Here is a 25,387-nt window from a genome sequence, read left to right on the forward strand (position 1 = left end):
CTTCCATGTCATTTTCCGCAGACCCCCTGGACAGCGACGAATCCGCCGGCAAGCCCGGCGCCCTGGTCTCGCCGGTGGTCAGGGCGTTCCGGCTGCTGCGCTACGTGGTCGACGGCGGCAGCACGTCCAACCTGAGCGAGGTCGGCCGCAGCATCGACGTCAACCGCGTCACGGTCATGCGGCTGATCGCCACGCTGGAACATGAAGGGGTGCTCGAAGCCCTGCCCCAGGGCGGGCACCGCATCGGCCTGCCCTTCCTGAAGCTGGCCACCGCCGCCACTGCCGCCAATGACATGCTGGACCTGGGCCGCCGGGTGCTGGCCGACGTGCGGCGCCAGCTGAACGTCTCGGCCTACCTGGCCGCGCTGGACGGCGGCCACGTCGTCTATCTGCTGCGCGACATGCCCGAGGCCGGCCTGATCAGCAGCGTGCGCGTCGGCAGCCGCGTCGCCGCGCACCTGACCACGCCGGGCCGCATGCTGCTGGCGTGGCAGCCGCCTGCCACCCTGGATGCGCTGCTGGAGGCGGATCCCGCGGCGTCGGCCCAGGCCGGCAAGCTGCGCGCGCAACTGGCGGCGGACCGCGAACGCGGCTGCGCCTGGAGCTTCTCCGGGTTCGAACAAGGCATCAACTCATGCGCCGCGCCCGTGTTCGGCGCGCTGGGCGAAGCCGCCGCGGCCATCAGCGTGGCGGGTCCGGAAACCGCATTCGGCGCCGATGCCGATTCGCGCGCGCGCACGGAACAGGTCATCCTCCAGGCCGCGCGCGATTTGTCCTCGCTGCTCGGCAGCCGGGGCTATCCGCCCGCGGGCTGACGCAGTCAGCGGCCGGCCGCGTCGGGCTCGCCGTCCGGCAGCACGCTCAACAGATTCGTTCCCGTGCGCGACAGGTGCTGCCGCAGGATGTCGCAGGCCAGCTCGGCGTTGCGGCCCAGCGCGGCCTGATAGATGGCCTCGTGTTCGGCCGGCACGTTGCGGTCGGGCGAATTGCTGGCCAGGAACAGGCGGCGATAGCGATCGCTCAGGTCGTGCAGCGTATTGCAGAAGCGCAGCAGCAGCGGCATGCCGCAGGCCGAGAACAGCGTGATGTGGAAAGTGCGGTGGGCCTTCTCCCAGGCCGGCAGCTTGTCGCCGCTGCGGTCCGCCGCCTCCAGCCGGCTCAGCCGGTGGTAGGCCGCCACCAGGGCGTCCTCCCAATGCTCGTCGCCGCGCCGGATGGACTCGCCCAGGGCCATCACCTCCAGGTTCATCCGCAAGGCCGTCACTTCCCGGAAGTCGTCCGCCGATACGGGCGCCACCCGGTAGCCCTTCTTGTCGTTCGTCACGATCAGCCCGTCGGACACCAGCCGTGTCAGGGCCTCGCGCAAGGGGCTCAGGCTGACGTCGTACTGCTCGCGCAATTCGTCCAGCCTGAGCTTGCTGCCGGGCAGCAGCGTGCCGCCCAGAATCGAACCCCGCAGGGCTTCGACCAGGGTGGTGGACAGCGTGGGTCCGCTTGCGGAGGGCGTATCGGTCAATGTGGTCATGCTGGAACTCGGGATGAAAGCGCGTGCGCGCAACGCGCATTCTAGCGGCTTCCTCCCTGTTTAGCTGAAATTATCGATGAAAACAAAAAATTGAAGAATTAAAAAATAATCGATTACTATATTTAAATCGATCAAGGAGAATCCATGACGCGTTCGCGCCCCGATCCGGCTTTCGTCCAGCAAACCTTCGGCCCCTATGCCGACCCCCTCGCCACCAAGGAGGACCGCGCCGCCAGCTACCGCCAGATGGCCGGCTTCCTTCCCCCGCGGGTCGAAGCCCGGCTCGACGTGACCGGCGCGCTGGACCCGCTCATGGTGGAATTGCAGGAGAAGGTCCGGGCCCATGCGCTGGAGACCGCCCATTTCGACGACAAGCAGGTGCAGTTGCTGATCTTCGCCATGCTGGTGGCCGAACTGAGCGATGCCGCCGTCATCCATGGCGTGGCCGCGCGCCGGGCCGGCGCCAGCTGGCACGAGATGCAGGCGGTGGTGAACCTGGCCTTCGTCTTCCGGGGCGTCTCGGCCGCCAACCGCGGCGCCGAAATGCTGATACGCATCGCCGAACGCGAGCGCGAGCTGGCCGCCCAGGCCTGAACACGAGGAGTCCGCCATGCAAGCCTGCCCCGGTCCGGACCGCGACACCCGCGCGCCCGCCTTCGCCGTTCCCCCCGGTTCCTGCGACTGCCACGCCCACATTTTCGGCCCGCGGGACCGCTTCCCGTTCTCGCCCGAGCGCAGCTACACGCCGGAAGACTGCTCGGCCGACCAGTACCGCGACATGCTGGCCACGCTGGGATTCGACCGCGGCGTGCTGGTCCAGGGCGGCGCCCACGGCACCGACAACGCCGCGATGCTGGACGCCATGGAACGGCTGGGGCCCCGTATCAAGGGCATCGCCGTGCTGCCGCCCGGCACGCCGCTGCGCCAGCGCGAGGCGCTGCATGCCAGGGGCGTGCGAGGCTTTCGCATGTCGACCGTGGTCTCGGGCGGCGTGGGCTTCGACCAGTTGGAAGCGCTGGCCGCCGAGGCCGGCGAAATGGGGTGGCACCTGCTGCTGCATTTCCACCGCTCGGAAGAACTGGTGGCCGTGGCCGACCGGCTGCGCGGGCTGCGCTGCCACTACGTGCTGGATCACCTGGCGCGCATCCGCGCGGACGAAGGCCTGGATTCGCCGGCCTTCTCGACGGTGATGTCGCTGCTGGACACCGACCGCTGCTGGATCAAGCTGGCCAGCCTGTATCGGTTGTCCAGCCAGCCCTACCCACATGCCGACATGCTGCCGATGATCCACCGCGTGGTGGCCGCCCGCCCGGACCGCATGATCTGGGGCAGCAACTGGCCCCATCCCATCCATACCGGCCCCATGCCCAACGACGGCGACCTGGTCGACCTCATCCCGCTGTGGGTGCCCGACGCGGCCGATCGCCAGCGGATGCTGGTCGACAACCCGCAGGCGCTGTACGGCTTCGAGCCGCTGCCCCGGCAGACTTGATCCGCGCCCCTTCCCCACCACAAAGATCCAGGAGACCCCCCATGCCCTTGAACCCGCGATTCCTGCTGGCCGCGGCCATGCTTGCCGCCGGCGCGTCCGCCCACGCCGGCTATCCCGAGAAACCCATCACCTTCGTCGTGCCCTTCCCGCCGGGCGGCACGACCGACATCATCGCCCGGACGCTGGCCGCCCGCCTGGGAACGGAACTCAAGCAGACGGTGGTCGTCGAAAACCGCCCCGGCGCGGGCGGCAACATCGGCGCGCAGGCCGTGGCCCGCGCCCAGCCGGACGGCTATACGCTGCTGCTGTCCACCGCCGGCCCGCTCAGCATCAACCAGCACCTGTACAAGAACCCCGGCTACGACCCGGCCACCAGCTTCGCGCCGGTCGCCCTGGTGGCGGCGGTACCCATCATGCTGGTCGCCAATCCGTCCGCGCCGTTCAAGACGGTGGCCGAACTGGTGGACTACGCGCGCAAGCATCCGGGCAAGCTGTCCTACGGCTCGCAGGGCAACGGCACCACCAGCCATCTCACGATGGAGCTCCTGAAGACCCAGGCCGGCATCGGCATCCAGCACATCCCCTATCGCGGCAGCGCGCCGGCGGCGACCGATCTGATGGGCGGCGTGGTGCAGGTGATGTTCGACAATTCGCCCAGCACGCTGCCCTTCGTCAAGGGCGGCAAGATGCGGGCGCTGGGCGTGGCCTCGCCCAAGCGCGTGAAGGGCATGGAGGACATACCCGCGGTGGCCGAGACCCTGCCGGGCTTCACCTCCGAGGCATGGTTCGGCCTGGTGGCGCCCGCCGCCACGCCGGCCGCCACGGTCGGCATCCTGAACAAGGCCGTCAACAAGATTCTGTCCAGCGCCGAGTACAGGCAGGAACTGGCCACCTCGGGTACCGAACCCCTGGGCGGCACGCCCGCGGATTTCGCCAAGTACCGCAGCGCCGAAGCCGCCAAGTGGGGGGAAATCGTGCGCGCCGCGGACATCCGCCTGGATTGATCCGGCGGACGCGACGGGCGCGGTTCTAGCGCTCGTCGCCCAGGAACAGCGCGCGCACCTGGTCCGCGGTCGCCAGCCTGCGACCCAGCGCGCCGGCGACCTCGGCCACCTGGCGCACCAGCGCGGCATTGTCCGGCGCGATGGATCCGTCGCGCAGATACAGGTTGTTCTCGAAGCCGACACGCGCATGTCCGCCCAGCGCGGCGGCCGCGCCGGCGCAGGCGTGCTCGTGGCGGCCGAAGGCGCACATGGCCCACGGATAGGCGTGGTCGTGGGCGGCCAGGAAAGGCAGCAGGTCGGACGGCGACGACGTCTGGCCGGCGCTGTAGCGCCCCAGCACGAACAGCAGGAACCACGGCGCATCGGGCACCACGCCCTGGCGGCGGTAGGCCTGCCAGCGTTCGACGTCGCCGGTGTCGTACAGGATGACCTGGGTCATCACCCGTTCCCGGGCCAGCCAGGAAAACAGCGAAGCCACGCGGGCGTCGGCCTGCGGGCCCAGCGCGATCTCGCGCAGCCCCACGGACACGGCCTCGGGCTTGACGGCCATCACCGCCGCGACCTGTTCGTCGGGGGCGTACACGCCCGCGGCTTCGGTCGTGATCTGCACCACCAGTTCGTTGCCCACCGCCTGGCGCACCGCGCGCGTGGCGGCAAGATAGGCGTCGGGCTCCAGGCTGTGCGACTGGTCGGCCTTGCGCACGTGCATGTGCAGCATGGAGGCGCCGGCGTCCAGGCACCGCTTGGCGGTCTCGGCCAGTTGGCCGGGCGTGACCGGCACCGCGGCATGGTCGGCGATCTTCTTGTAGGCGCCATTGGGCGCCACCGTGACGATCAGCGGGGCATCCAGGCCGGACGCGGTGGAAGCGGGCATGTTCATCTTTTCTTCCCTCAGGCGCCGACCGGATCGCGCATGGTGACGAACTCCTCGGCCGCCGTCGGGTGCAAGCCTATGGTCTGGTCGAACTGACGCTTGGTGGCGCCGCATTTCATCGCAATGGCCAGGCCCTGGATGATCTCGGGGCCGTCGGGGCCGACCATGTGGCAGCCCACCACCCGGTCGCTGGCGTCGTCCACGACCAGTTTCATCATGGTCTGCTCGTCGCGTCCCGACAGTGTGTTCTTCATCGGCCGGAAGCGCGAGCGATAGACGCGGACCTTGCCGTAGCGCTTGCGCGCGTCCTCTTCGGACAGGCCGACCGTGGCCACCGGCGGCTGGCTGAATACGGCCGCGGGCACGTTCTCGGCATCGGCCTGCATGGGGTTGTTGTTGTAGAGCGTCTCGGCCAGGGCCCGCCCTTCGGCGATCGCCCAGGGCGTCAGGTTCAGGCGGTCGGTCACGTCGCCCACCGCGTAGATGCCGGGCACGCTGGTACGCGACTGTCCGTCCACCTTGATCTCGCCATGCTCGCCCAGCGCCACGCCGCAGGCCTCCAGCCCCAGCCCGCGGGTGTTGGGCGCGCGGCCCGTGGCCATCATCACCTGGTCGACCATCAATATTTCGCCGTCGTCGATCTGCACGGCGATGCGGCCGTCGCGCCGCGCCATTCCCACGACGCGGGTGTGCGGGCGGATGACGACGCCGCGCCGCTGCAATCCTTCGGCCACGGCCTGGCGGATGTCCTGGTCGAATCCTCCCAGCACCTGGTCGCGCCGGATGGCCAGGGTCACGCGCGCGCCGGCGCCGCGGAAGATGCCCGCGAACTCCAGCGCGATGTAGCCGCCGCCCACGATCAGCACGTCGCCGGGAAGCTTGTCCAGCGACAGCGCCTCGTTGGAGGTGATCGCCAGCTCGATGCCGGGGATGTCGGGCAGCACGGGATGGCCGCCGGTGGCGACCATGATGCGCTCGGCCGTATGGCGCTTGCCGGCGACCTCGACCGTATGCGGATCCACCACCACGGCCCGGCCTTCGATCAGCGTCACGCCGGCCTGGTCCAGCATCCGGCGGTAGATGCCTTCCAGGCGGTCGATCTCGCGGTTCTTGGCGGCCACCAGGGCGCCCCAGTCCAGGCTGGCGCCGGGCACGCTCCAGCCGTAGCCGGCCGCATCCTGGAAGGCATCGGCGAACTGCGAGCCATACATCAGCAGCTTCTTGGGCACACAGCCGCGGATGACGCAGGTACCGCCCACCCGGTTGTCCTCGCAGATCGCCACGCGCGCCCCGTACGACGCCGCCCGGCGCGAGCCGGCCACGCCGCCCGAACCGGCGCCAATGGTGATAAGGTCGTAGTCGAACGCAGGCATCAGGCAGGTCTCCGCAACAAGAAACGATACGTAGGCCCTGGATCATAACCCGCACGGCCCACGCCACCGAACCCATGACCGAACCCCATCGCGAGCTTTCCGCCCCCACGCTGGACTACTACGAACAGAACGCCGCCGCCTTCTGGGAAGGCACGCGCGACCACGACGTCCGGCAGAACATCGACGCGCTGCTGCGGCACATCGCCGCGCCCGCGCCGCTGTCCATCCTGGACTTCGGCTGCGGGCCGGGCCGCGACCTGAAGGCCTTGCGCGAGCTCGGCCACGAGGCCGTGGGCCTGGACGGCTCGCCCTCGTTCGCCGCCATGGCGCGGGCGCACAGCGGCTGCGAGGTCTGGTGCCAGGACTTCTTGGCGCTCGACCTGCCGGCCCACCGCTTCGACGGCATCTTCGCCAACGCCTCGATGTTCCACATCCCCAGCCAGGACCTGCCGCGCGTGCTGGCGGCGCTGCGCGCCACGCTCAAGCCCGGCGGCGTGCTGTTCTGCTCCAACCCGCGCGGCAACAACGAGGAAGGCTGGAACCGGGGCCGCTACGGGGTCTACCATGACCTGGAGCACTGGCGCCGCTACCTGGACGCCGCCGGCTTCGACGAACTCGAGCACTACTACCGGCCCGCCGGCCTGCCCCGCGCCCAGCAGCCCTGGCTCGCCACCGTCTGGCGGCGGCGCGCCGCGCCGATGGAGTAGACTCGGCCCCCTTCGCCCTTGCCTTTTCCCCACCGTGACGACCGCCGACGACATCCTGTACTGGAACGACCCCGAACCCCGCGAGGCGGCCTGGCTGTCGGCCGGGGGGCATCCCCCTCCCCGGCGCGTCGTGCTGGCGGATGACCGCATGCCGGCCGACCAGGCCTACCGCCTGGCCTGCGAGGGCACGGCGCTGCTGTGGCACGGCGACTTCCAGAACGCCCGCCTGCTGCTGCAGGCCATGGGGCGGCGGGTGGAACGCCGGCCGTTCAAGCCCGGCGCCACCATCACCCAGACCTTTCACCTGTACCGCCAGGCGCAATTGCAGCGCGCGCGCGTGCTGGGCATGCTGCTGGTCCCCCTGGACGCGGATTTCGGCATCCCGCTGCGGCGGGCGCCCGACGTGCGGCTGGCCTGCCGGGAAGCCTACGGCGACATCGGCCGCGACGCCGTGGTCTCGCTGCGCGAACTGCAGGGCGTGATCGGCGCCCACGAGTGGCGCAAGAAAGGCGTGCCCGTGGCGGCGCTCGATGCCCGCATCCATCCGCATCACGGGGTGTTCTCGCCGATACGCGGCGAATACGTGGAACTGGTGGCCAAGGCGCCGCTGCCCGGACAGGACACCGCCTTCGACATCGGCACCGGCACCGGCGTGCTGGCCGCCGTGCTGGCCCGGCGCGGCGTGCGCCGCGTCGTCGCGACCGACACCGATCCCCACGCCCTGGCCTGCGCGCGCGAGAACATCGAGCGGCTGGGCCTGTCGGCCCGCGTCCGCATCGAAGCGGCCGACCTCTTTCCCACGGGCCGCGCGCAACTCGTCGTCTGCAATCCGCCCTGGGTTCCCGGGCCGGCCCATTCCAGCCTGGACCGAGCAGTCTTCGATCCGGACAGCCGCATGCTGCGCGGCTTCCTGGCCGGGCTGGCCGATCATCTGGCGCCCGGGGGCGAAGGCTGGCTGATCCTGTCGGACCTGGCCGAACACCTGGGCCTGCGTTCCCGCTCCGAGTTGCTGGAATGGGTGGAGACCGCCGGACTGAAGGTGATAGACCGGATCGAGACCCGGCCCCGGCATCCCAAGGCGCAGGACGGAAACGACCCCCTGCACGCGGCCCGGGCCGCCGAAACCACGGCACTGTGGCGGCTCGCGGCGCGCTAGGCGACATCCACTTCCACGCATGCACCAAGGAACTTCCATGATCAAGCACATCGCCATGTGGCGCCTGAAACTCGAAGAAGGCGAAACCCGCGAATCGGTCTTCGCCATCATCCGCGAAACCATCGCGGCACAGCGCGGACGCATCCCGGGCCTGCTCGAGTCCGAGGCCGGCCTGAACTTCAGCACATCCAGCAAGGCGCTGGACGTCGTGGTCTACACGGTATTCACCGACCGCGACGCGCTGCAGGGCTATCACGCCCATCCGGTGCACATGGAAACGCGCGCCAGGATGGATCGCTATCTCAGCTCGGGCTGCATGGTCGACTACGAAATCGCCTGATCCCCGCCGCGCCTTCGCGCAAGGCGCGGCTCCCCCCTCCTTTCGGCCTAGCCCGGGCCCACCGTTTGCCATATTCAGCGGCCCGCGGTTCCTCCCTACCATCCCCTGCACGAACCCCTGATCCGATTCGGACCGCGGTTCAACACCAGTCCGCGTCGCACGGCCCACCCTCTTTCATCAGGATGGTCCGCGCGCCGCGCATTCATGCCATGCGCCCCCTGGGGGGGAACATAAGGGAGCACGACGATGAAACTGTTTTCCAGGAATGGATTGATGGCGCTGCTGGTCGCGGGACTGCTCGCGGGCTGTGGCGGCGACGGCGCGGTCACACCCAGCGGCGGGGGCGGGGGTGGCACCACCCCGCCGCCACCGCCTCCCGACCCTTATGCCGACAGCACGGCCAAACCGCCCGCGACGATCACCGACCCGACCATCACGGCGGCCGCCTCCATCGCCGCCAGGACCGACGGCAGCGGCCTGTACGACATCAACGTCGCGGGCTTCGCGGCGCCCACCGCCACGACCCTGTCGGCGCGGCAGTTGTCCATGCGCTCGGGCCCCAACAAATTCGCCGCGACCCGCGCGAACCTGACACGCGCGGCCGTGCCTGACCTGGATGCCGAGGACTTCGTCGTGGTCGAGGGCGGCATCGTCAAGGGCCACACCGTGCGCCGCATCGGCGAGGACTCCACCCGGGCCAAGGCCGACATCGTGTTCGTGTTCGACACGACGGGCAGCATGAGCAGCGCGCTCAAGAGCGTGCAGTCGTCCATCATCGAGTTCGCCGACTTCCTCGGCAAGAGCGGGCTGGACGTCCAGCTGGGCGCGGTCACCTTCGGCGATGCCTTCGACACCAAGGCCACCGGCTCCACGCGCATCGGCACGGGCAGCACGCAGCCGCCGGCCTTCGATACCAGCGAACGGCAGGTCTTCGCGCCCACCACCGACTTCACCAAGTTCAAGCAGTTCATCAGTGAAGAAGCGGCCACGGGCGGCGGCGACGGCCCCGAGAACGCGGTCGGCGCCCTGCAGTTCGCGTTCGACAAGACGCCATGGCGCACCGGCGCGCAGCGGGTGCTGATCGTCGTCACCGACGTCGTGTCGCACAATGGGGGCAGCTACACCGAGGCCAACATCAGCGGCCGCTGGATCCCGCCCACCGCGGCCGACCTCATCGCCAAGCTCAAGGGCAAGGCCGTGGTGCACGTGGTGTCGCCCGCCATCGGCAGCCCAGGCATCCACACGGACATGAAGGTCTTCGCCGGCACCGAAGGCACGGGCGGCGCGTATTTCGAATGGGACGAAAAGGAGTTCAGCCTGATCGACCTGCCCATCGCGGAAGTGGCGGCTGGCGGCTACATCATCACCTACCGCGCCAAGGTCGACGGCAAGACCAAGACGCTGCGTGTGGTGATCAATGACGGCGCGGGCATCCGGGGCGAAATCCTGCTGCCGGTCGAGTATTAGGCTAGCCCCCCCTGCGCCCTTCGGTCGCCCCCCAGGGGGCGGCACTGGCGGACCGGCGGAGCCGGATCCGCGGTGCCCTGGGTCGGGATGGGGCGATCTTCGCAGGGCTGAGTTGGTCGCGAGTTCGCGACATATTGGGGATGGTGCGGGGTTCGCGCCACCCTTGGGCAGGGCCATACTGGTGTTGGGTGCAGTCATTTGCCGCTCTGTCGAGCGGCTTTTTCTTTTCTTCTTTTCGTCATGAGGCCGCGGGGTAGCCCAGGCGGTGGGACAGGGTTTCGGCGGCCTGGCGGACGGCGGTGGCGATGGGGCCGGCGGGGTCGGAGTCGAAACGGGCGCTGTTGCCCAGGGCGGTGATGGCCAGCACCATGCGCGAGTCGTAGTCGAAGACAGGCGAGCTGACGGAGTCCACGCCGGGCAGGACGTCGCCGGTGACGCGGCCCACGTGCAGCGCGCGCACGCCATCCAGCAGTTCCGCGACTTCCCCGGCGTTCGACGGATACGCGCTCTCGGCGGCCCGCTCCTTCAGTTCCTCCTCGACCAGCGCGGCCGTCAGCGGCGGCTCCATGAAGGCGGCGAACACCCGCCCGGTGGCGGACGACAGCAGCGGCAGGACCGAGCCGGGGCGCACGTTCACCATGACCGGCCGGGGCGAGTCGCGCCATTGCACGACGGTGGGCCCCCGGTTGCCCCAGACCGCCGCCAGCACGGTCTCGCCCAGCGCGTTGCTGAGTTCGTCCAGCAACGGCGTGACCAGCCGGACGGCGTCCAGCGAGGCCAGGCTGGCCAGGCCGATGCGCAGCGCCCCCCGCCCCAGGCTGTAGCGCCCCTGCGCGTCCTGTTCCACGTATCCGCGCTTGACGAAGCTGGCCAGGTAGCGGTGCACCTTGGCCGGGTGCATGTCGGCCGCCAGGGCGATTTCCTTGAGCATCATGGGGCGGATCACGTCGGCGAAGGCGTCGAGCACCGTCAGGCCCGTTTCCAGCGCCTGGACCCCGCCGCCGCCGCGCGCGGGCGCCTCGCCCCCGCCTGCGTCCGTGCTTTCCTTGGTAGCCACGCCGCCCCCGTCAGATTACGTTTAACGTAATCCTAGCACGCATGACGTAATGACTTGACGCCGCCCTCAACAAAAATTACGCTTAACGTAAATAAATTACTTTCGACGTAAATTTCCAGAGACACCCCGCCTATCCTCGTCCCCCCATGCGCAGACGATCATGAACACGACCTCTCATCCCGCGGAAATCGCCGCCAGCGCCGGCTACATGTCGGGCTTCGGCAACGAATTCGCCACCGAAGCCCTGCCGGGCGCCCTGCCCGTGGGGCGCAATTCCCCGCAGCGCGCGCCCTACGGCCTGTATGCCGAGCAAATGTCCGGCACGGCCTTCACCGCGCCGCGCAGCCACAACCGTCGCTCGTGGCTGTACCGGATCCGGCCCGCCGCGGTGCACCTGCCGTTCGAGCCCATGGAAAGCCCGCGTCTGGTGGGCGATTTCAGCCAGGTGCCGCCCACCTCGCCCAACCAGTTGCGCTGGGATCCGCTGCCCATGCCGCAGGCGCCGACCGACTTCGTCGACGGCTGGGTCACCATGGCGGGCAACGGATCGGCCGATGCCATGCAGGGCTGCGCCATCCACCTGTACGCCGCCAACCGCTCCATGCAGGACCGCTATTTCTACAGCGCCGACGGCGAGCTGCTGATCGTGCCCCAGCAAGGCCGCCTGCGCCTCGCCACCGAGCTGGGCGTGATCGACCTCGAACCGCAGGAGATCGCGGTCGTGCCGCGCGGCTGCCGCTTCCAGGTGTCGCTGCCCGACGGCCAGGCGCGCGGCTATATCTGCGAAAACTTCGGCGCCCTGCTGCGCCTGCCCGACCTGGGCGTGATCGGCTCGAACGGCCTGGCCAACCCGCGCGACTTCCTGACCCCCTGCGCCAGCTACGAGGACCGCGAGGGCCGCTTCGAGCTGGTGGCCAAGTTCGGCGGCCGTCTCTGGCGCGCCGCCATCGGCCATTCGCCGCTGGACGTGGTGGCCTGGCACGGCAACTACGCCCCCTGCAAGTACGACCTGCGCCGCTTCAACACCATAGGCTCGATCAGCTACGACCATCCCGATCCGTCCATTTTCCTGGTGTTGCAGGCGCCCAGCGACACGCCGGGCGTGGACTCGCTGGACTTCGTCATTTTCCCGCCGCGCTGGCTGGCGGCCGAGGACACCTTCCGTCCGCCCTGGTTCCACCGCAACGTGGCCAGCGAATTCATGGGGCTGGTGCACGGCGCCTACGACGCCAAGGCCGAGGGCTTCGTGCCGGGCGGCGCCAGCCTGCACAACTGCATGACCGGCCACGGCCCCGACGGCGACACCTTCGAGAAAGCCTCGCGCGCCGACACCTCCCGGCCGCACAAGGTCGGCGATACGATGGCGTTCATGTTCGAGACCCGCCACGTCATCAAGCCCACCCGCTATGCGCTGGACACCGCCCAATTGCAAAGCCAGTACTTCCAGTGCTGGCAGAACCTGACCAAGCATTTTTCCCCGGAGACCCGATGAATCCCGCCGATCCCACGATCGCCCCCGGCCTGCGAAGCTGGGTCGAATCGGCCAATGCCGCCGACAGCCACTTCCCCATCCAGAACCTGCCCTACGGCGTGTTCAAGCCGTCCGCCGACGCCGCTCCCCGCGTGGGCGTGGCCATCGGCGACCAGATCCTGGACCTGGCCCGGCTCGAACAGACGGGCCTGCTGCGCACGCCCCGGCCCCTGTTCGCCGCCGCCAGCCTGAACGCCTTCATGGCCGCCGGCCGGGACACCTGGCGCAGCGTGCGCGGCCAGGTCAGCACGCTGCTGGCCGCCGATACCGCCACCCTGCGCGACGACGCCGCGGCGCGCGCCCAGGCGCTGGTGCCGCAGGCCGGCGCCACGCTGCTGCTGCCGGTGGAGATCCCCGGCTATACCGACTTCTATTCGTCGAAGGAACACGCGACCAACGTCGGCGCCCTGTTCCGCGATCCCAAGAACGCCCTGCTGCCGAACTGGCTGGAGATCCCCATCGGCTATAACGGCCGAGCCTCGTCGGTGGTCGTCAGCGGCACGCCGGTGCGGCGGCCCAACGGGCAGATCAAGCTTCCCAACCAGGAAAGGCCGGTGTTCTCGCCCTGCCTGAAGCTGGACTTCGAACTGGAGACCGGCTTTTTCGTCGGCGTGCCCAACGGCATGGCCGAACCGGTGTCCAGCGACGAGGCCGAATCGCACATCTTCGGGATGGTCCTGCTGAACGACTGGAGCGCGCGCGACATCCAGGCCTGGGAATACGTGCCGCTGGGCCCCTTCAACGCCAAGGGCTTCGCCACGACCATTTCCCCGTGGGTGGTCACGATGGATGCCCTGGCGCCGTTCCGCACCCTGCAGCCGCGGCAGGAACCCGAACCCCTGGCCTACCTGCGCCACGACGGCCAGCACGCCTTCGACATCCAGCTGGAAGTGTCGCTGCGCCCGCAGGGCCGCGACCACGCATCCCCCATCGCCCGCACCAACTTCAAGCACATGTACTGGACGATGGCTCAGCAACTGGCGCACCATACGGTGTCCGGCTGCAACACCCGGGTGGGGGACCTGATGGGGTCCGGCACGATCAGCGGGCCCGACGCAGGTTCGTACGGATCGCTGCTGGAACTTACCGTCAATGGCAAGAATCCGGTGGACATCGGCGGGGCGACCCGCGCCTTCATCGAGGACGGCGATGAAGTCATCCTGACCGGCTGGTGCCAGGGCGACGGCTACCGCGTGGGCTTCGGCTCGTGCGCCGGCACCATCCTGCCCGCCCTGCCCCACCAATGACAACTCCAAGGAGACAAACATGAAAAGCACGTGGACGACGGCACTGGCGGCTTCGGCGCTGGTCCTCTGGACCGGCGCGGCCGCGGCGGCCGACGCCTATCCTTCCAAGCCCGTTCGTTGGATCGTTCCCTACGCGGTGGGCGGCGGCTCCGACTTCCTGGCCCGCACCATCGGCGCCCAGTTGTCCGAGATCATCAAGCAGCCCGTCGTGGTGGACAACAAGCCCGGCGGCAACACGGCCATCGGCGCGGTCGAGACGGCGCGCGCCGCGCCCGACGGCTACACGGTGCTGTCGGCCGACAACGGCACGCTGGTGTTCAACCCCGCCCTGTACAAGAACCTGAGCTACAACCCCACGCGCGACCTGGCGCCGGTCACGCTGATGGGCAAGTTCCCCATGATCCTGATCGTGGGTCCGAACACCGAGTTCAAGGACGCCAAGGACTTCATCGCCAAGGTCAAGAGCCAGCCGGGCAAGTACAGCTACGCCTCGGCCGGCGCGGGCAGCCCGCATCACCTGGCCATGGAACTGCTGAAGGAACGCACCGGCATGCGCATGCTGCACATCGCCTATCGCGGCGCCGCGCCCGCGCTGGTCGACGTGGCGGGCGGCCAGTTGCCGGCCATGATGACCGACCTCGCCGCCGGCAATGCCTTCATCAAGGGCCACAAGGTCCGCCCGCTGGCCGTGGCCAACCCCACGCGCCTGCCGCAGCTGCCCGACGTGCCTACCTTCGCGGAACTGGGCATCCAGGGCGTGGAAGCCTCGGCCCAGGTCGGCATGGTCGCCCCCGCGAACACGCCGCCCGAGGTCATCGCCACCCTCCAGAAACAAGTCACCGCCGCCATCAAGACCCCGGCCGTGAACAAGAAACTGGTCGAGTTCGGCATCGAGCCCGTAGGCAGCACACCCCAGGAATACGCCGCCCTCGTCAAGAGCGAAAGCGAGCTCTGGCAAAAACTGATCCGCGACCTGAAGATCACCCTGGACTGATCTCCCCCCCTACGCGCTTACGCGCGCCCCCCAGGGGGCGGCACTGGCGGACCGGCAAAGCCGGATCCGCGGTGCCCTGGGTAGGGGACGCGTCGTGCCTGACGGAGGTCTCTACGCTAGCGCGTCGGGATAGGGGCTGGTGTCGATGTGGTAGAGCATGTCGCGCGCCAGGGCCTGCATCATGTCGGCCTTCACGTCCGCGTATTCGGCATCGTCCCACAGGTTCCTGGCCTCGATGGGGTCTCGCTCCAGGTCGTACAGTTCGCCCCACTCGGCGCCGTCGTAGATCGTGAGCCGATAGCGGTCCGAGCGCAGGGTGCGGCAGCGGATGCGGGCGTCGAAGCCCAGGATGACGCGCTGGCCCTCTTCCTCGATCATCAGGTGCTCGCGCACGCGCTCGGCCTTGCCGGCCATGACGTCCAGCAGGCTCTTGCCCTGGATGCCGTTGAAGCCCGCCACGCCGGCCCGCGCCAGGATGGTCGGGGCGACGTCGATGGTGCTGGCCAGCGCGCTGCCGGCGCCCCGCGCCGGCAGCGCGGGGTCGTGCCAGATGAACGGCACCCGCACCAGGCCACGGTAGTGGATGGGACCCTTCAGCATCAGTTGGTGGTCGCCCAGGTAGTCGCCGTGGTCGCTGGTGAAGATCACCACCGTATCCTTGTCCAGACCCAGCCGCTTCAGCGCCGCCAGCACCCGGCCGATCTGGTGGTCGATGTTGGTGATGGACCCGTAGTTCAGCGCCAGCGCCTCCTTGGCCTCGCGCTCGGTGCAGGCGAAGATGGCGGGCGTGTGCTTGACCGCCTTGCCGCTGTCGCGCTGGCGGTACAGCCATTCGACGTGGGGCAGCGGCGCCGCGCCGGTGTGGAAGGACGGCGGCAACTCCATCTCGTCGGGGTCGTACATGTCCCAGTACTTGCCCGGCGGCGTGAAGGGGTGGTGGGGATCGGGGAACGAGCACTGGATGAAGAACGGCTGGCCGCCGGCGCGCTCCAGGCGCTCGATGGTGCGATCGGCGATGTAGGCGCTGGGATAGAGTTCCTCGGGCACCGCCGTGCGCCAGGCCTGGCCGAACGAGGTCAGCACGTAGTCCGGCGCGGGCGTGGCGGCCTTCGGCCCGATCAGGGCCTCGACCTCGGGATGATGGCGGCGCAGCCACTGCCGGTAGTGGCCGTGGACCGAATCGCTGTGATCGTCCACCAGGTCCACGTCCTCGAAACCGTAGAACGGATAGTCGAGGTCATAGTCTTCCCTGGTCAGCCACTTGTTGCGGTTCTCCTGGTCGTAGCGTCCGGGCCCGCGCACCTTCGCCTCGCGCGCCAGCCGGTCGGCGGGGTTGGGCGGCCAGGGCGGCGGGTTGTCCGTCATGTTCTGGAAATGCGCCTTGCCCACCAGCGAAGTGCGGTAGCCGGCCTGGCGCAGCACGTCGACGAAGGTGGACGATTGCAGGTCCAGCGGGATGCCGTTGTGGCGCGCGCCGTGGGCCGACGGATAGCGGCCGGTCAGCAGGCTGGCGCGGTTGGGCATGCAGATGGGCGTGGCGACGTGCATCTCGTCGCCGCGCCAGCCGGCGGCGGCCAGCGCGTCCAGGTTGGGCGTGGCGACGACCCGGTTGCCATAGGCGCCCAGGTGGTCGGCGCGATGCTGGTCGGTGATGAAAAGCAGGAAATTGACGGGGCGTTGCGATTGCGGCATCGGGGATTCCATCGAAGCGTTGTCGTCCGGACTCATTCGGCGGTGGCGCCGGAAACCTGCACCGCCCGCTTCCACTTGGGCATCTCGGCGGCGATCTGGCGGCCCATGTCGGCCGGGTTCATCGGGCGGGGCACCATGCCGATGTCGGCCATGGTCTGCGCGAAACCGGGCTTGTCCAGGGCCTTGCGCACATCGGCGTTGATGCGGTCCACCACGGCGGCGGGCGTGCCGGCCGGCGCCGTCAGCCCCATCCACGAGGTCACCGATACCTCCGGCGCCACGTCCTTGAACAGCGGCACGCCGGGCAGCGTGGGGAACGGCTCGGGATTGGCCACGGCCAGCACACGCACCGCGCCCGACTTGATGAACGGCGCCGCCGGCGCGATGCCGCCCATCATCAGCGGCACATGTCCCGCCGCCAGGTCGGCCATCGCCGGACCGGCGCCCTTGTAGCCCACGTGCACCACGTCCAGGCGGGCGGCCGCCTTCAGCAATTCCATGCCCATGTGATGGACCGTGCCCGATCCCGGCGAGGCATAGCTGTACTTGCCCGGCGTCTTGCGGATCAGGGCGACCGCTTCCTGGAAGTTCGCCGCCGGAAACGACCGGTGCGCCAGCAGCACGACGACGTTGTCGGCCACCATGGCCACCGGCGTGAAGTCCTTGATCGGATCGTAGGGCAGCTGCTTGAACAGGGCGCTGTTCACGCCATGCGTGTTCGAGGTCGCCATCAGCAGCGTGTAGCCGTCGGGCGCGGATTTGGCCACCGCCTCGGACGCGATCAGTCCGGAGGCGCCAGGCTTATTCTCGACGATGACGGTATAGCCCTGCTGTTCGGACATGACGCGCGCCAGTTGCCGCGTCATCACGTCCACGGCGCCACCCGGGGCGAACGGCACGACGATGCGCACGGGCCGGGAGGGAAAGGCCGCCGGCTGCGCGGCGGCGGTCGCGGCCACGGCGAATGTGGCACAGGCCGCGACGAGGATACGGGTCGCACCCATGTTGTCTCCTTGCATGATGGATTTGTGCCTGGAGTATGGATGCGCGGGCCGCGGCTGGATAATGACTATTGGGCCCGCTGTCATGAATTCTGGTTATTCCGGCCGGCGGCCGGCCGCCTGGGCGGCGTCCCTGAGGCAGGACAGGAAATCCTCCAGCACCGGCGTCGGCAGCGTGCCGGCGCGCCGCAGGACGCCCACCGTGGCCCGGCGGCCCAGCGCCAGGGGCAGGACCTTCAGGCGGCCCAGCCGGGACAGCGCCTGCACCACGGCGTCCGACATCACCGCCAGCATCTCGCCGTCCTGCAGCAGCGAGGCGATCAGGACCACCGACGAGGCCTCGATGGCCGCGCGCGGCGTCGGCTCGCCCACCGCGGCCAGGCCCAGTTCCAGTTCGCGCCGCAGCGGCGTGCCGGCCTGGGGCAGCGCCCAGGGATAGTCGCGGGCGCGGGCCCAGTCCACCTTGCGCAGCCGCGCCAGCGGATGATCGCGGCTGGCCACCACGCATATCCCCTCTTCTTGCAGCGGCTCGGCCACGACGGCGGGATCCACCGGCGCCTCGATGCGCGACACGATGCAATCGAGCCGGCCTTCCTTCAACAGGGGCAGCAGCTTCTCCAGGGAATTCTCGTGCACCCCCACGCAGATGCCCGGCCGCAGGCGGCGGTAGTGGCCCAGGCACGCCGGCAGCAGCCCGCTGGTCCCGATGGGCGTGGTGCCGACCAGCAACTGCCCCACCGCCCCGTCGCTCATCGCGCGCAGCGCCTCGCCCGTGCGTTCGAGTTCCCCCAATACCATCCGCGCATGTTCGACCAGCGTGTCGCAGAAACGCGTAGGCACCAGTCCGCGCGAATGCCGCTCGAACAGCTCCACGCCCAGGTCCGTTTCCAGCTCGCGCAGCCACTTGGACAAGGCGGGCTGGGTCATGTGCATGCGCGCCGCGGTCAGGCTCAGGTTGGCCGTCTCGTGAAGCGAAACCAGCACATACAGTTGCCTGACACGCAGGCGTTGAATCCAGTCCATGAAAGCTCCGCACCCCGACGACGCCTCATTCTGGCACAGCCGGAAGCGGGCACGGACGCTATGCCGCCTGCGGCGCCATGGGTACGAAGGCGTCGCAATAGAAGCGGTCGGTGGGCAGCCCCCGCTCGTGCACGAAGTCCTGGCGCGCGGCGCTGATCATCGCCGGCGCGCCGCAGGCATAGACCTCGTGCCCGGCCAGCGAGGCAAAGTCGTCCAGCACCGCCTGGTGGACGAGCCCCCGGCGGCCCTGCCAGCCGTCGTCCGCCGGGCTGTCGGACAGCACGGGCACGAAGCGGAACCAGGGGTGTTTGTCGGCCCACTTGCGCGGCAGGTCCGCCAGGTACAGGTCCGCTTCCCGGCGCGCGCCCCAATAAAGAGTCATGGGCCGGTCGAGCTTGCGCCGGATGGCGTCCTCGACCATGGACTTGATGGGCGCGAAACCGGTGCCGCTGGCCACCAGCACCGCCGGCAGGCCGGTCTCGCGCAGATAGAAGTCGCCGAACGGCAGCGACACGTCCAGCAGCTGGCCGGCCTGCACCGACTCCGCCAGGTAAGCCGAGAACTTGCCGCCGGGAACGTGCCGGATGTGCAGTTCCACGCCGTCGCTCTGCTGCGGCGGGTTGGCCATGGAGAAGTGGCGGATGGTGCCGTCCGCCATCCGCGCGTGCAGGTACTGCCCCGCCTTGAAGCGCACCCGGGTGCCGGCGGGAAAGCGCAGGTGCAGCACCGTCACGTCGTGGGCGGCGCGTGCCAGCCGGTAGACCTTGGCGGCCACGGTCTTGCTGGCGGCCGGATCGCGGCGCTCGATGTCGCGCACCGCCACGTCCAGGTCGGAACAGGGCCGCGCCTGGCACAACAGCGCCCCGCCCTGGCGCCGCTCGTCCTCGTCCAGCACGCCCTCGCCGGCCCCGCCGCGCACGTCCCCCCGCACGATGCGGCCCCGGCAACTGCCGCAGATGCCGGTGCGGCAGGAATACGGGATCTCGTAGCCGGCGGCCAGCGCGCCGTCCAGGACGGTCTGGCCGTCCTCGCAGGGAAATTCGATGTCTCGTTGATCGATGCGTATGGTGTATTGCATGGATTCCATCCGGTCCGGCGGACCTAGTGATCGGCCAACCCGGCCAAGAGGCGCACGGTGCGCAGCACGGCCGATGGATCGGCCGTGCCCTGGCCCGCGATGTCGAAGGCGCAGCCATGCCCGACGCTGCTGAAACGCACGCCGCCGCCCAGCGACAGCGCGCTGGCCTGCCGGGGGCTCAGCAGCTTGATCGGGATATGTCCCTGGTCGTGGAACATGGCCAGGTAGACGTCGTGCCCGCGCTGCGCCAGCATGAGATCGGCCCCCTGCGGACCGTCCACCTCCAGGCCCATGGCGCGCAGGCGCGCCACCGCGGGTTCGGTGATGGCCTGGTCCTCGTCGCCGAACAGGCCGCCCTCGCCCGCGTGCGGATTGATGCCGAAGATTCCCAGGCGCGGCCGGTCGATCCCGATCGCACGCGCGCCGTCGATCACGGCCAGCGCCGCGTCGACCACCAGTTGCGTGTCCAGCCGGTCCAGCGCCCGCCGCACCGGTTCATGCAGCGTCACGTGGCCGATCCTCAGATCGGGCGTGGCCAGCATCAGGAACACCCGGTCGGCCGGCGTCCCGGTCAGTTGCGCGATCAGCCCCGGATAGCCCGAGAACGGAATGCCGGCCCGTGCCACCGAGGTCTCCGAATGCGGACAGCCGACCACGGCATCGACCAGGCCGGCGCGCGCCAGGCGCACCGCCTCGCCCACGTAGGCCACCATGGCCGCGCCGGCCGCCGCGCGCACCTCGCCCGGCGCGTATTCCGACGGCGGCAGGGCCGCCACCTCGGCCCACGGCAGTTGATCCGGCAGGCGCGCCGCGCCTGGCTCGAAGGCCGTCAGCGCCATTCCGGGCGCATGGCGGGCCACCTGCTCGCGCAGCACGAAGCCATCGCCCACCAGCACGCAATCGACCGGCTCGTCACGCAGCGCGCGGGCGGCCTTGACGGCGATTTCCGGGCCGATGCCGTTGGCATCGCCCAGCGCGATGGCGATGCGCTTGCGCGCCGCGCCCCCGGCCGATCCAACGGCCGCGTTCATAGCGGGATCGCCAGCAGGGTGTCGATGTTCCGGCTGTCGCAGATGGCCAGCCGCCGCGCGAACCTGAGTTGCCCATCCTCGCCCTCGACCACGCGGTCCAGGTAGCGCCCGGACGCGAACACCTCGGTGGCGCCCTCGCGCATGATGCGCACCACGAGGAAGGGCGTCTCGACACTGGCCTCGCCGTCCTGGATGCCCAGCACGAACGGCAGTCCGACGATGTGGCGATAGCGGTGGCGCTCGTAGACGTTGGCGTCGCGCAGCGCCGAGACGCGGTCCTGCAGCATGGCGCGCGTGTCGGCATAGATCACGCCCGCCTCCATGCCGGCCGCGTGGTTCTCGGCGGTATTGACCACGTACAGGCAGCGTTCCTCGAAGAACGCCGGCCAGGCCTCGACCTCGTCGTTGTCGATGCAGCGCGCGTAGGCGGCGTTCAGGGTGCCCAGCCGCTCTTGGGTGAATTCGGCCATGCTTCAGATCTCCATGTAGCCGCGATAAGCGTTCCAGAATCCGCGCACCGACGCCTCGGTGGTGCGGTTCTCCTGGGTCTCGATGCCGCCGCCGCCCATCTCCAGCACGGCTTGCTGATCGCGGCCGGCCGCGATGCCGCGCTGCACGAAGCCGCCCACCGCGCCATCCTCCATGGACACGAAACCGGCCGGCCCCGTCAGGTTGGATTGCTTGAGCCGCATGCGCCGCAATTCCGGCGTATCGTCCTGGAAGCCCAGGTAGGTCCAGTTCAGCACCGTCCGGTCCAGCCCGTCGGGCAGGATCTGGCGCACGGCCAGGGTGTTCTGGATCTGCGCCAGCACGAAGCCCGGGAACACCGACAGGATCTGCAAGGTCACGCCGTCGCCGAACTCGTCGCAGCCGTCCAGCATGCTGGGGTCGGCCAGCGCGTAGCCTTCCTTGTCCGAGCGCAGCTTCTCGGCGCTGTACTCGGCGTTGGGCTGGGGCTGGTGCGAAACCTTGGAATAGCTGACATGGTGGGCGCCGGTCTCGCTCACGATCACCCCGCCCTTCTGCGACAGGCGGTTGATGTTGAAGGTGGTGAAGAACACGTGCAGCAGGCTGGCATGGTAGGAGTCCTTGACGTTCTCCATGTACAGCTTCCAGTTGTTCGGGATGGTCTGCTTGAAGCGGCCGATCACCTCCACCGGCTTGCACAGCACGCGTTCGATACGCTCCAGGATCTCGTCGCCCAGGTACTCCTCGATCGGCGGCACGTCCTCGTCCAGGCTGCCGAACACCATGCCCGCCACGCTGGCGGTGCGCAGCTTGCGCGGGTGATGGTCCTCCATGCGGAAGTCCGGCGGCATGCCGCCCTTGCCGTTCACGCCCTGCTGGAACGCCACCCCGCGCAGGTTGCCTTGCAGGTCGTAGCGCCAGGCGTGGTAGACGCAGGCGAAGTCCCGCGTCTTGCCGCCGTCGTCCAGCGCGATCAGCGCGCCCCGGTGGGCGCAGCGGTTCTCGAAGGCCTGCAGTTCGCCGTCCTCGTCGCGGGCGACGATCACCGGCATGTCGCCCACGAAGGTGGTGCGGTAGGCGCCCGGCTCGGCGATCTCGGCCTCCAGGCACAGGTAGTTCCAGGTCGGCCCCTGGAAGACGCGCCGCTGTTCGGCGTCATGGATCGCCTGATCGCGATAGACCCAGTAAGGCACGCGCGTCAGGCCCGGCTCCCAGGTCCGGGGTTCTTGGGTGTCGCTGCTAGACATGGACTTCCTCGTTGCTGCAAGCATCAGTTGATGGTGACCTCGGCCGTGTCGATGGCCTTTTTCCACTTGGCGCGCTCGGCCCGCATGAATTCGGCCATCCGGGCCGGCGTGTCGCCGGCCACCTCGGCCCCCTGTTCGATGAATTTCTGCCTGACGTCGGGCATCTTCAGCGCCTCGACGATGGCGGCGTTGAGCTTGCCCACCACCTCCGGCGGCGTGCCGGCCGGCGCGACCACGCCGAACCAGGTGCTGACGTCGAAACCGGGCAACCCCGACTCGGCCAGCGTGGGCGTCTTGGGCAGCAAGGGGCTGCGCTGCGCGCCGGTCACGGCCAGGATGCGCACCTTGCCCGACTCGTGCTGGCGGAAGGTCGAACTGATGTTGTCGAAGAAGGCGTCGACCTGCCCGCCCATCAGGTCAGCCAGCGCCGGCGCCGTGCCCTTGTACGGCACGAACACGAATTCCAGGCCGGCCTGGGCCGCGACCAGCGCGCCGGTCAGGTGCGAGGTCGTGCCGTTGCCCTGGGTCGCCACCGTGACCTGCCCGCGGTTCTTGCGGGCATAGTCGATGAACTCCTGCGCCGACTTCACCGGCAGGCCGGTCTTGACCGCCAGTACGTTGGGCACGCGCGCCAGCACGGTCACCGGCGCGAAGCGCTCGGGATCGAACGGCAGGCTCTTGTACAGATACTGGTTGATGGCCAGCGGCGCGGGCGGCGTGGCCAGCAGCGTATAGCCGTCGGGCGCCGCCTTGGCCACGATGTCGGCGCCGATGTTGCCGCCCGCGCCGGGGCGGTTGTCGATGATGACGGGCTGGCCCCAGGCCGCGCTGAGCTTCTCGCCCAGGATGCGCGGCAGCACGTCGGCGGTGCCGCCGGCCGAATAAGGCACGACGATGCGTACCGGGCGATTGGGGAAGGTGCCTTCGTCGGCCTGGGCCGAGCTGGAGATCGCCGCCCATGCGGCGATGGCACAGGCTGTCCATGCAGGTTGTCTCATCTTTGACCTCTTTTGGATAATCGAACAGAAAGTCGCAAAGCGAACGTTAGTTCGCTAATATCCTTCGATCAAGAAAAGTGGTTAGAATGTTCGCAAAACGAACACTCTTTCGACCATGAGCACCGTGCCCGAACCCCGCAGCAAGGAAGACAAGGAATACGTGGCCGGCCTGGAGAAAGGCCTGGCCATCATCGAAGCCTTCGGCCTGCGCAGCGGCCCGCTCACCCTGAGCGAGGCGGCCGAGATCACCGGGCATCCGCGCGCCACGGCGCGCCGCTCGCTGTTGACGCTGCAGCGGCTGGGCTACGTGGAAAGCGACGGCAGGTACTTCCGGCTGGCGCCGCGCGCGCTGCGCCTGGGGCACGCCTACGTCAGCTCCAGCCCGCTGCCCAAACTGGTCCAGCCGGTGCTGGAAACCATCAGCGAGCGCACCAAGGAATCGAGTTCGCTGGCCGTGCTGGACGGCGGCGACGTGGTGTTCGTGGCGCGCGCCGCCACGCGCCGCAGCCTGTCGGACGGACTGGGCATGGGTTCGCGCCTGCCGGCCCATTGCGCGGCCACCGGACGGGTGCTGATGGCGGCCCTGCCGGACGAGGAAATCGCGCGCCTGCTGGGCCGCATGCCCCGCCGCGCGCTCACGCCGCGCACCCGCACCGGCATTCCCGAACTGACGGCGCTGCTGGAGGAAACGCGGCGCCTGGGCTATGCCACCAGCGACGAGGAACTCGAACTGGGCCTGCGTTCCATCGCCGTCCCCATCCACGACCAGACGGGACGCACGGTCGCGGCCATGAGCCTGGTCGCGGCCACGGGCCGCTATACGTTGGAAAAAATGGTGGAAGTCCTGCTGCCGGAGCTGCTGGGCGGCCGCCGGATGCTGAGCGCGATGCTGTAACAGGCCCTAAGCCACCGCCTGCTTGACCCGGTCCCGCCCCGCCAGCTTCGCCAGGTACAGCGCCCGGTCGGCCCGGCGGAACACGTCGTCGAAATCCCGGTCGCGCGGCTCGCAGCCGGCCACGCCGGCGGAAATGGTGATGGGGACCGGCGTGCCGTCGACGCTGAAGCGGCTGTCCGCCACCGCGACGCGGATGCGCTCCAGCGCCGCGGTCGCCGCCCGCAGGTCCAGGTCGTCCATCAGCACCACGAACTCCTCGCCGCCGGTGCGCGCGACCAGATCGCCCTTGCGCGCCGCCTGTTTCAGGCAGTCCGCGGTAAAGGCCAGCACCTCGTCGCCCACGCCGTGGCCGTAGGTGTCGTTGATCGCCTTGAAATGGTCGATGTCGATCACCCCGACGGCCAGCCCCGCGCCGGTCTCGCGCGCCCTGCGGAACGCCCAGTTCCCATCCGCCACCAGCGTGCGCCGGTTCGGCAGACCGGTCAGGTAGTCGGTGGCGGCCGCGATCTCCAGCTGGCGCTTCACCCGCTCGGTGCACAGCAGCACGAACGCCGTGGTGCCGATCACCGGCAACAGCGCCACGAACATGGGCGAGACCAGATTGATGCCGTAGTCGTTGGTCGCGATCGAGGTCTCGCCGGGCACGTCCAGATGCAGGTAGACGACGACCCGGCCGATGACGTAGATCACGACCAGACCATAGATCACGATCAACATGCGCCGGCTGCGCGACTCGTCTTGCGCGCGCATCGCGTGCAGCAGCCACATCGACCGGAGCAGCAGCAGCGTCCACGCGGCCGACAGCATTTCGACGCGGCAGATGAAGCACGGATCGATGGCCGACAGCCAGAACGTACCTGCCGCCGCGGCCAGGGCGACCACGACGTCCACCGGTGCCGAGCGGCGGCCATAGAAGCGCTCGAACGCCCGGTGGTAGGAACCCAGGCCGAACAGGAGCGTACCGTTCGCCAGGGTCACCATGATCGGCAAGGGCAGGATGCTGCCGAACGCGAAGAAGGCGCTGCCCAGCGCGACCAGGGCCGTTCCGGCCTGCCAGCGGATCGCGGCGGGCCGTAGCGCCCCGGGCAGATCGCGGTAGACGTTCGCCAGCACGGCGCCGTTGGCCAGCACCATCAGCGCAACCGTCGCGAAGACCGACTTGGCGTCCATGCTCGTGCGGTTCCTTC

At 69.3% G+C, this 25,387-nt stretch carries 25 protein-coding genes; 12 read left to right on the top strand and 13 right to left on the bottom strand.

The features are described 5' to 3' along the window. Positions 1 to 5: 5 nt before the first annotated feature. On the top strand, positions 6 to 815 hold the full coding sequence (locus tag EV675_RS19535; protein ID WP_130358951.1) for an IclR family transcriptional regulator: 810 nt from the start codon (positions 6 to 8) through the stop codon (positions 813 to 815). Between the two features lie 5 nt (positions 816 to 820). On the opposite strand, the gene EV675_RS19540 is transcribed toward EV675_RS19535, so the two are convergent. Next, positions 821 to 1,525: a GntR family transcriptional regulator gene (locus EV675_RS19540; protein ID WP_130358953.1), complete on the bottom strand. Its 705-nt coding sequence runs from the start codon at positions 1,523 to 1,525 to the stop codon at positions 821 to 823. A 144-nt stretch (positions 1,526 to 1,669) separates the two neighbouring features. On the opposite strand from EV675_RS19540, the gene EV675_RS19545 reads away from it, so the two are divergent. The 3 genes from EV675_RS19545 to EV675_RS19555 are packed head-to-tail and all read left to right on the top strand — an operon-like array spanning position 1,670 to position 4,021. After that, entirely contained in the window at positions 1,670 to 2,119 is a 450-nt protein-coding gene (locus EV675_RS19545; RefSeq protein ID WP_130358955.1) for a carboxymuconolactone decarboxylase family protein, read from the top strand. A gap of 16 nt (positions 2,120 to 2,135) precedes the next feature. Further along, positions 2,136 to 3,017 (top strand): amidohydrolase family protein, encoded by an 882-nt coding sequence (locus EV675_RS19550; RefSeq protein ID WP_130358957.1) that lies wholly within the window; start codon positions 2,136 to 2,138, stop codon positions 3,015 to 3,017. A 41-nt stretch (positions 3,018 to 3,058) separates the two neighbouring features. Then, entirely contained in the window at positions 3,059 to 4,021 is a 963-nt protein-coding gene (locus EV675_RS19555; RefSeq protein ID WP_130358959.1) for a Bug family tripartite tricarboxylate transporter substrate binding protein, read from the top strand. A 25-nt stretch (positions 4,022 to 4,046) separates the two neighbouring features. Here the strand turns inward: EV675_RS19555 and EV675_RS19560 are convergent, their stop codons facing one another. Both EV675_RS19560 and gor read right to left on the bottom strand, forming a co-directional pair. Further along, positions 4,047 to 4,901 (bottom strand): beta-keto acid cleavage family enzyme, encoded by an 855-nt coding sequence (locus tag EV675_RS19560; RefSeq protein ID WP_130358961.1) that lies wholly within the window; start codon positions 4,899 to 4,901, stop codon positions 4,047 to 4,049. Between the two features lie 11 nt (positions 4,902 to 4,912). Beyond that, positions 4,913 to 6,268, bottom strand: a complete 1,356-nt coding sequence (gene gor / locus EV675_RS19565; protein WP_130358963.1) for a glutathione-disulfide reductase — start codon at positions 6,266 to 6,268, stop codon at positions 4,913 to 4,915. 74 nt (positions 6,269 to 6,342) lie between these two features. Here gor and EV675_RS19570 point away from each other — a divergent pair, with 74 nt between their 5' ends. From EV675_RS19570 to EV675_RS19585, 4 genes are all read left to right on the top strand, one after another. Beyond that, on the top strand, positions 6,343 to 6,975 hold the full coding sequence (locus tag EV675_RS19570) for a class I SAM-dependent DNA methyltransferase (RefSeq protein WP_130358964.1): 633 nt from the start codon (positions 6,343 to 6,345) through the stop codon (positions 6,973 to 6,975). Between the two features lie 34 nt (positions 6,976 to 7,009). After that, a complete protein-coding gene (locus EV675_RS19575; RefSeq protein ID WP_423213231.1) occupies positions 7,010 to 8,131 on the top strand; it encodes a methyltransferase in 1,122 nt (373 codons plus the stop codon). A gap of 37 nt (positions 8,132 to 8,168) precedes the next feature. Next, positions 8,169 to 8,471 carry a Dabb family protein gene (locus tag EV675_RS19580; protein ID WP_165404663.1) on the top strand — a complete coding sequence of 101 codons (303 nt, stop codon included), beginning with the start codon at positions 8,169 to 8,171 and terminating at the stop codon, positions 8,469 to 8,471. A 246-nt stretch (positions 8,472 to 8,717) separates the two neighbouring features. Continuing rightward, positions 8,718 to 9,938 carry a vWA domain-containing protein gene (locus EV675_RS19585; protein WP_130358968.1) on the top strand — a complete coding sequence of 407 codons (1,221 nt, stop codon included), beginning with the start codon at positions 8,718 to 8,720 and terminating at the stop codon, positions 9,936 to 9,938. A gap of 238 nt (positions 9,939 to 10,176) precedes the next feature. Here EV675_RS19585 and EV675_RS19590 read toward each other — a convergent pair whose 3' ends face one another. After that, the gene (locus EV675_RS19590) at positions 10,177 to 10,995 is read right to left on the bottom strand and encodes an IclR family transcriptional regulator (RefSeq protein ID WP_130358970.1); all 819 of its coding nucleotides are present in this window, start codon (positions 10,993 to 10,995) and stop codon (positions 10,177 to 10,179) included. A 160-nt stretch (positions 10,996 to 11,155) separates the two neighbouring features. On the opposite strand from EV675_RS19590, the gene hmgA reads away from it, so the two are divergent. Genes hmgA through EV675_RS19605 form a run of 3 tightly spaced genes read left to right on the top strand, consistent with a single transcriptional unit; the run spans position 11,156 to position 14,767 of the window. Then, positions 11,156 to 12,487: a homogentisate 1,2-dioxygenase gene (hmgA, locus tag EV675_RS19595; protein ID WP_130358972.1), complete on the top strand. Its 1,332-nt coding sequence runs from the start codon at positions 11,156 to 11,158 to the stop codon at positions 12,485 to 12,487. After that, entirely contained in the window at positions 12,484 to 13,773 is a 1,290-nt protein-coding gene (gene fahA / locus EV675_RS19600; protein ID WP_130358974.1) for a fumarylacetoacetase, read from the top strand. The genes hmgA and fahA overlap by 4 nt, the downstream gene beginning before the upstream one ends. Before the next feature lie 19 nt (positions 13,774 to 13,792). Continuing rightward, on the top strand, positions 13,793 to 14,767 hold the full coding sequence (locus EV675_RS19605) for a Bug family tripartite tricarboxylate transporter substrate binding protein (protein WP_130358976.1): 975 nt from the start codon (positions 13,793 to 13,795) through the stop codon (positions 14,765 to 14,767). A 111-nt stretch (positions 14,768 to 14,878) separates the two neighbouring features. Here the strand turns inward: EV675_RS19605 and EV675_RS19610 are convergent, their stop codons facing one another. The 8 genes from EV675_RS19610 to EV675_RS19645 form a co-directional block, all read right to left on the bottom strand. Next, the gene (locus EV675_RS19610; RefSeq protein ID WP_130358978.1) at positions 14,879 to 16,459 is read right to left on the bottom strand and encodes a sulfatase family protein; all 1,581 of its coding nucleotides are present in this window, start codon (positions 16,457 to 16,459) and stop codon (positions 14,879 to 14,881) included. A 32-nt stretch (positions 16,460 to 16,491) separates the two neighbouring features. Next, positions 16,492 to 17,463, bottom strand: coding sequence for a Bug family tripartite tricarboxylate transporter substrate binding protein (locus EV675_RS19615; RefSeq protein WP_242621502.1), 972 nt, complete (start codon positions 17,461 to 17,463; stop codon positions 16,492 to 16,494). A gap of 93 nt (positions 17,464 to 17,556) precedes the next feature. Continuing rightward, positions 17,557 to 18,483 carry a LysR family transcriptional regulator gene (locus EV675_RS19620; protein WP_130358980.1) on the bottom strand — a complete coding sequence of 309 codons (927 nt, stop codon included), beginning with the start codon at positions 18,481 to 18,483 and terminating at the stop codon, positions 17,557 to 17,559. 58 nt (positions 18,484 to 18,541) lie between these two features. After that, positions 18,542 to 19,561 (bottom strand): 2Fe-2S iron-sulfur cluster-binding protein, encoded by a 1,020-nt coding sequence (locus EV675_RS19625; RefSeq protein WP_130358982.1) that lies wholly within the window; start codon positions 19,559 to 19,561, stop codon positions 18,542 to 18,544. A 23-nt stretch (positions 19,562 to 19,584) separates the two neighbouring features. Continuing rightward, complete coding sequence (locus tag EV675_RS19630; protein ID WP_130358984.1) at positions 19,585 to 20,592, bottom strand: PdxA family dehydrogenase; 1,008 nt, start codon at positions 20,590 to 20,592, stop codon at positions 19,585 to 19,587. Continuing rightward, positions 20,589 to 21,062: an aromatic-ring-hydroxylating dioxygenase subunit beta gene (locus EV675_RS19635; protein WP_130358986.1), complete on the bottom strand. Its 474-nt coding sequence runs from the start codon at positions 21,060 to 21,062 to the stop codon at positions 20,589 to 20,591. The genes EV675_RS19630 and EV675_RS19635 overlap by 4 nt, the downstream gene beginning before the upstream one ends. A gap of 3 nt (positions 21,063 to 21,065) precedes the next feature. Next, positions 21,066 to 22,307 (bottom strand): aromatic ring-hydroxylating dioxygenase subunit alpha, encoded by a 1,242-nt coding sequence (locus EV675_RS19640; RefSeq protein WP_130358988.1) that lies wholly within the window; start codon positions 22,305 to 22,307, stop codon positions 21,066 to 21,068. A 23-nt stretch (positions 22,308 to 22,330) separates the two neighbouring features. Beyond that, positions 22,331 to 23,305, bottom strand: coding sequence for a Bug family tripartite tricarboxylate transporter substrate binding protein (locus tag EV675_RS19645; protein ID WP_130358990.1), 975 nt, complete (start codon positions 23,303 to 23,305; stop codon positions 22,331 to 22,333). A 115-nt stretch (positions 23,306 to 23,420) separates the two neighbouring features. Between EV675_RS19645 and EV675_RS19650 the strand changes: the two genes are divergently transcribed. Beyond that, the gene (locus EV675_RS19650; protein ID WP_130358992.1) at positions 23,421 to 24,200 is read left to right on the top strand and encodes an IclR family transcriptional regulator domain-containing protein; all 780 of its coding nucleotides are present in this window, start codon (positions 23,421 to 23,423) and stop codon (positions 24,198 to 24,200) included. 6 nt (positions 24,201 to 24,206) lie between these two features. Here EV675_RS19650 and EV675_RS19655 read toward each other — a convergent pair whose 3' ends face one another. Beyond that, entirely contained in the window at positions 24,207 to 25,370 is a 1,164-nt protein-coding gene (locus EV675_RS19655) for a GGDEF domain-containing protein (protein ID WP_130358994.1), read from the bottom strand. Positions 25,371 to 25,387 lie beyond the last annotated feature (17 nt).

This window comes from Pigmentiphaga kullae, assembly GCF_004216695.1.
Classification (GTDB): domain Bacteria; phylum Pseudomonadota; class Gammaproteobacteria; order Burkholderiales; family Burkholderiaceae_B; genus Pigmentiphaga; species Pigmentiphaga kullae.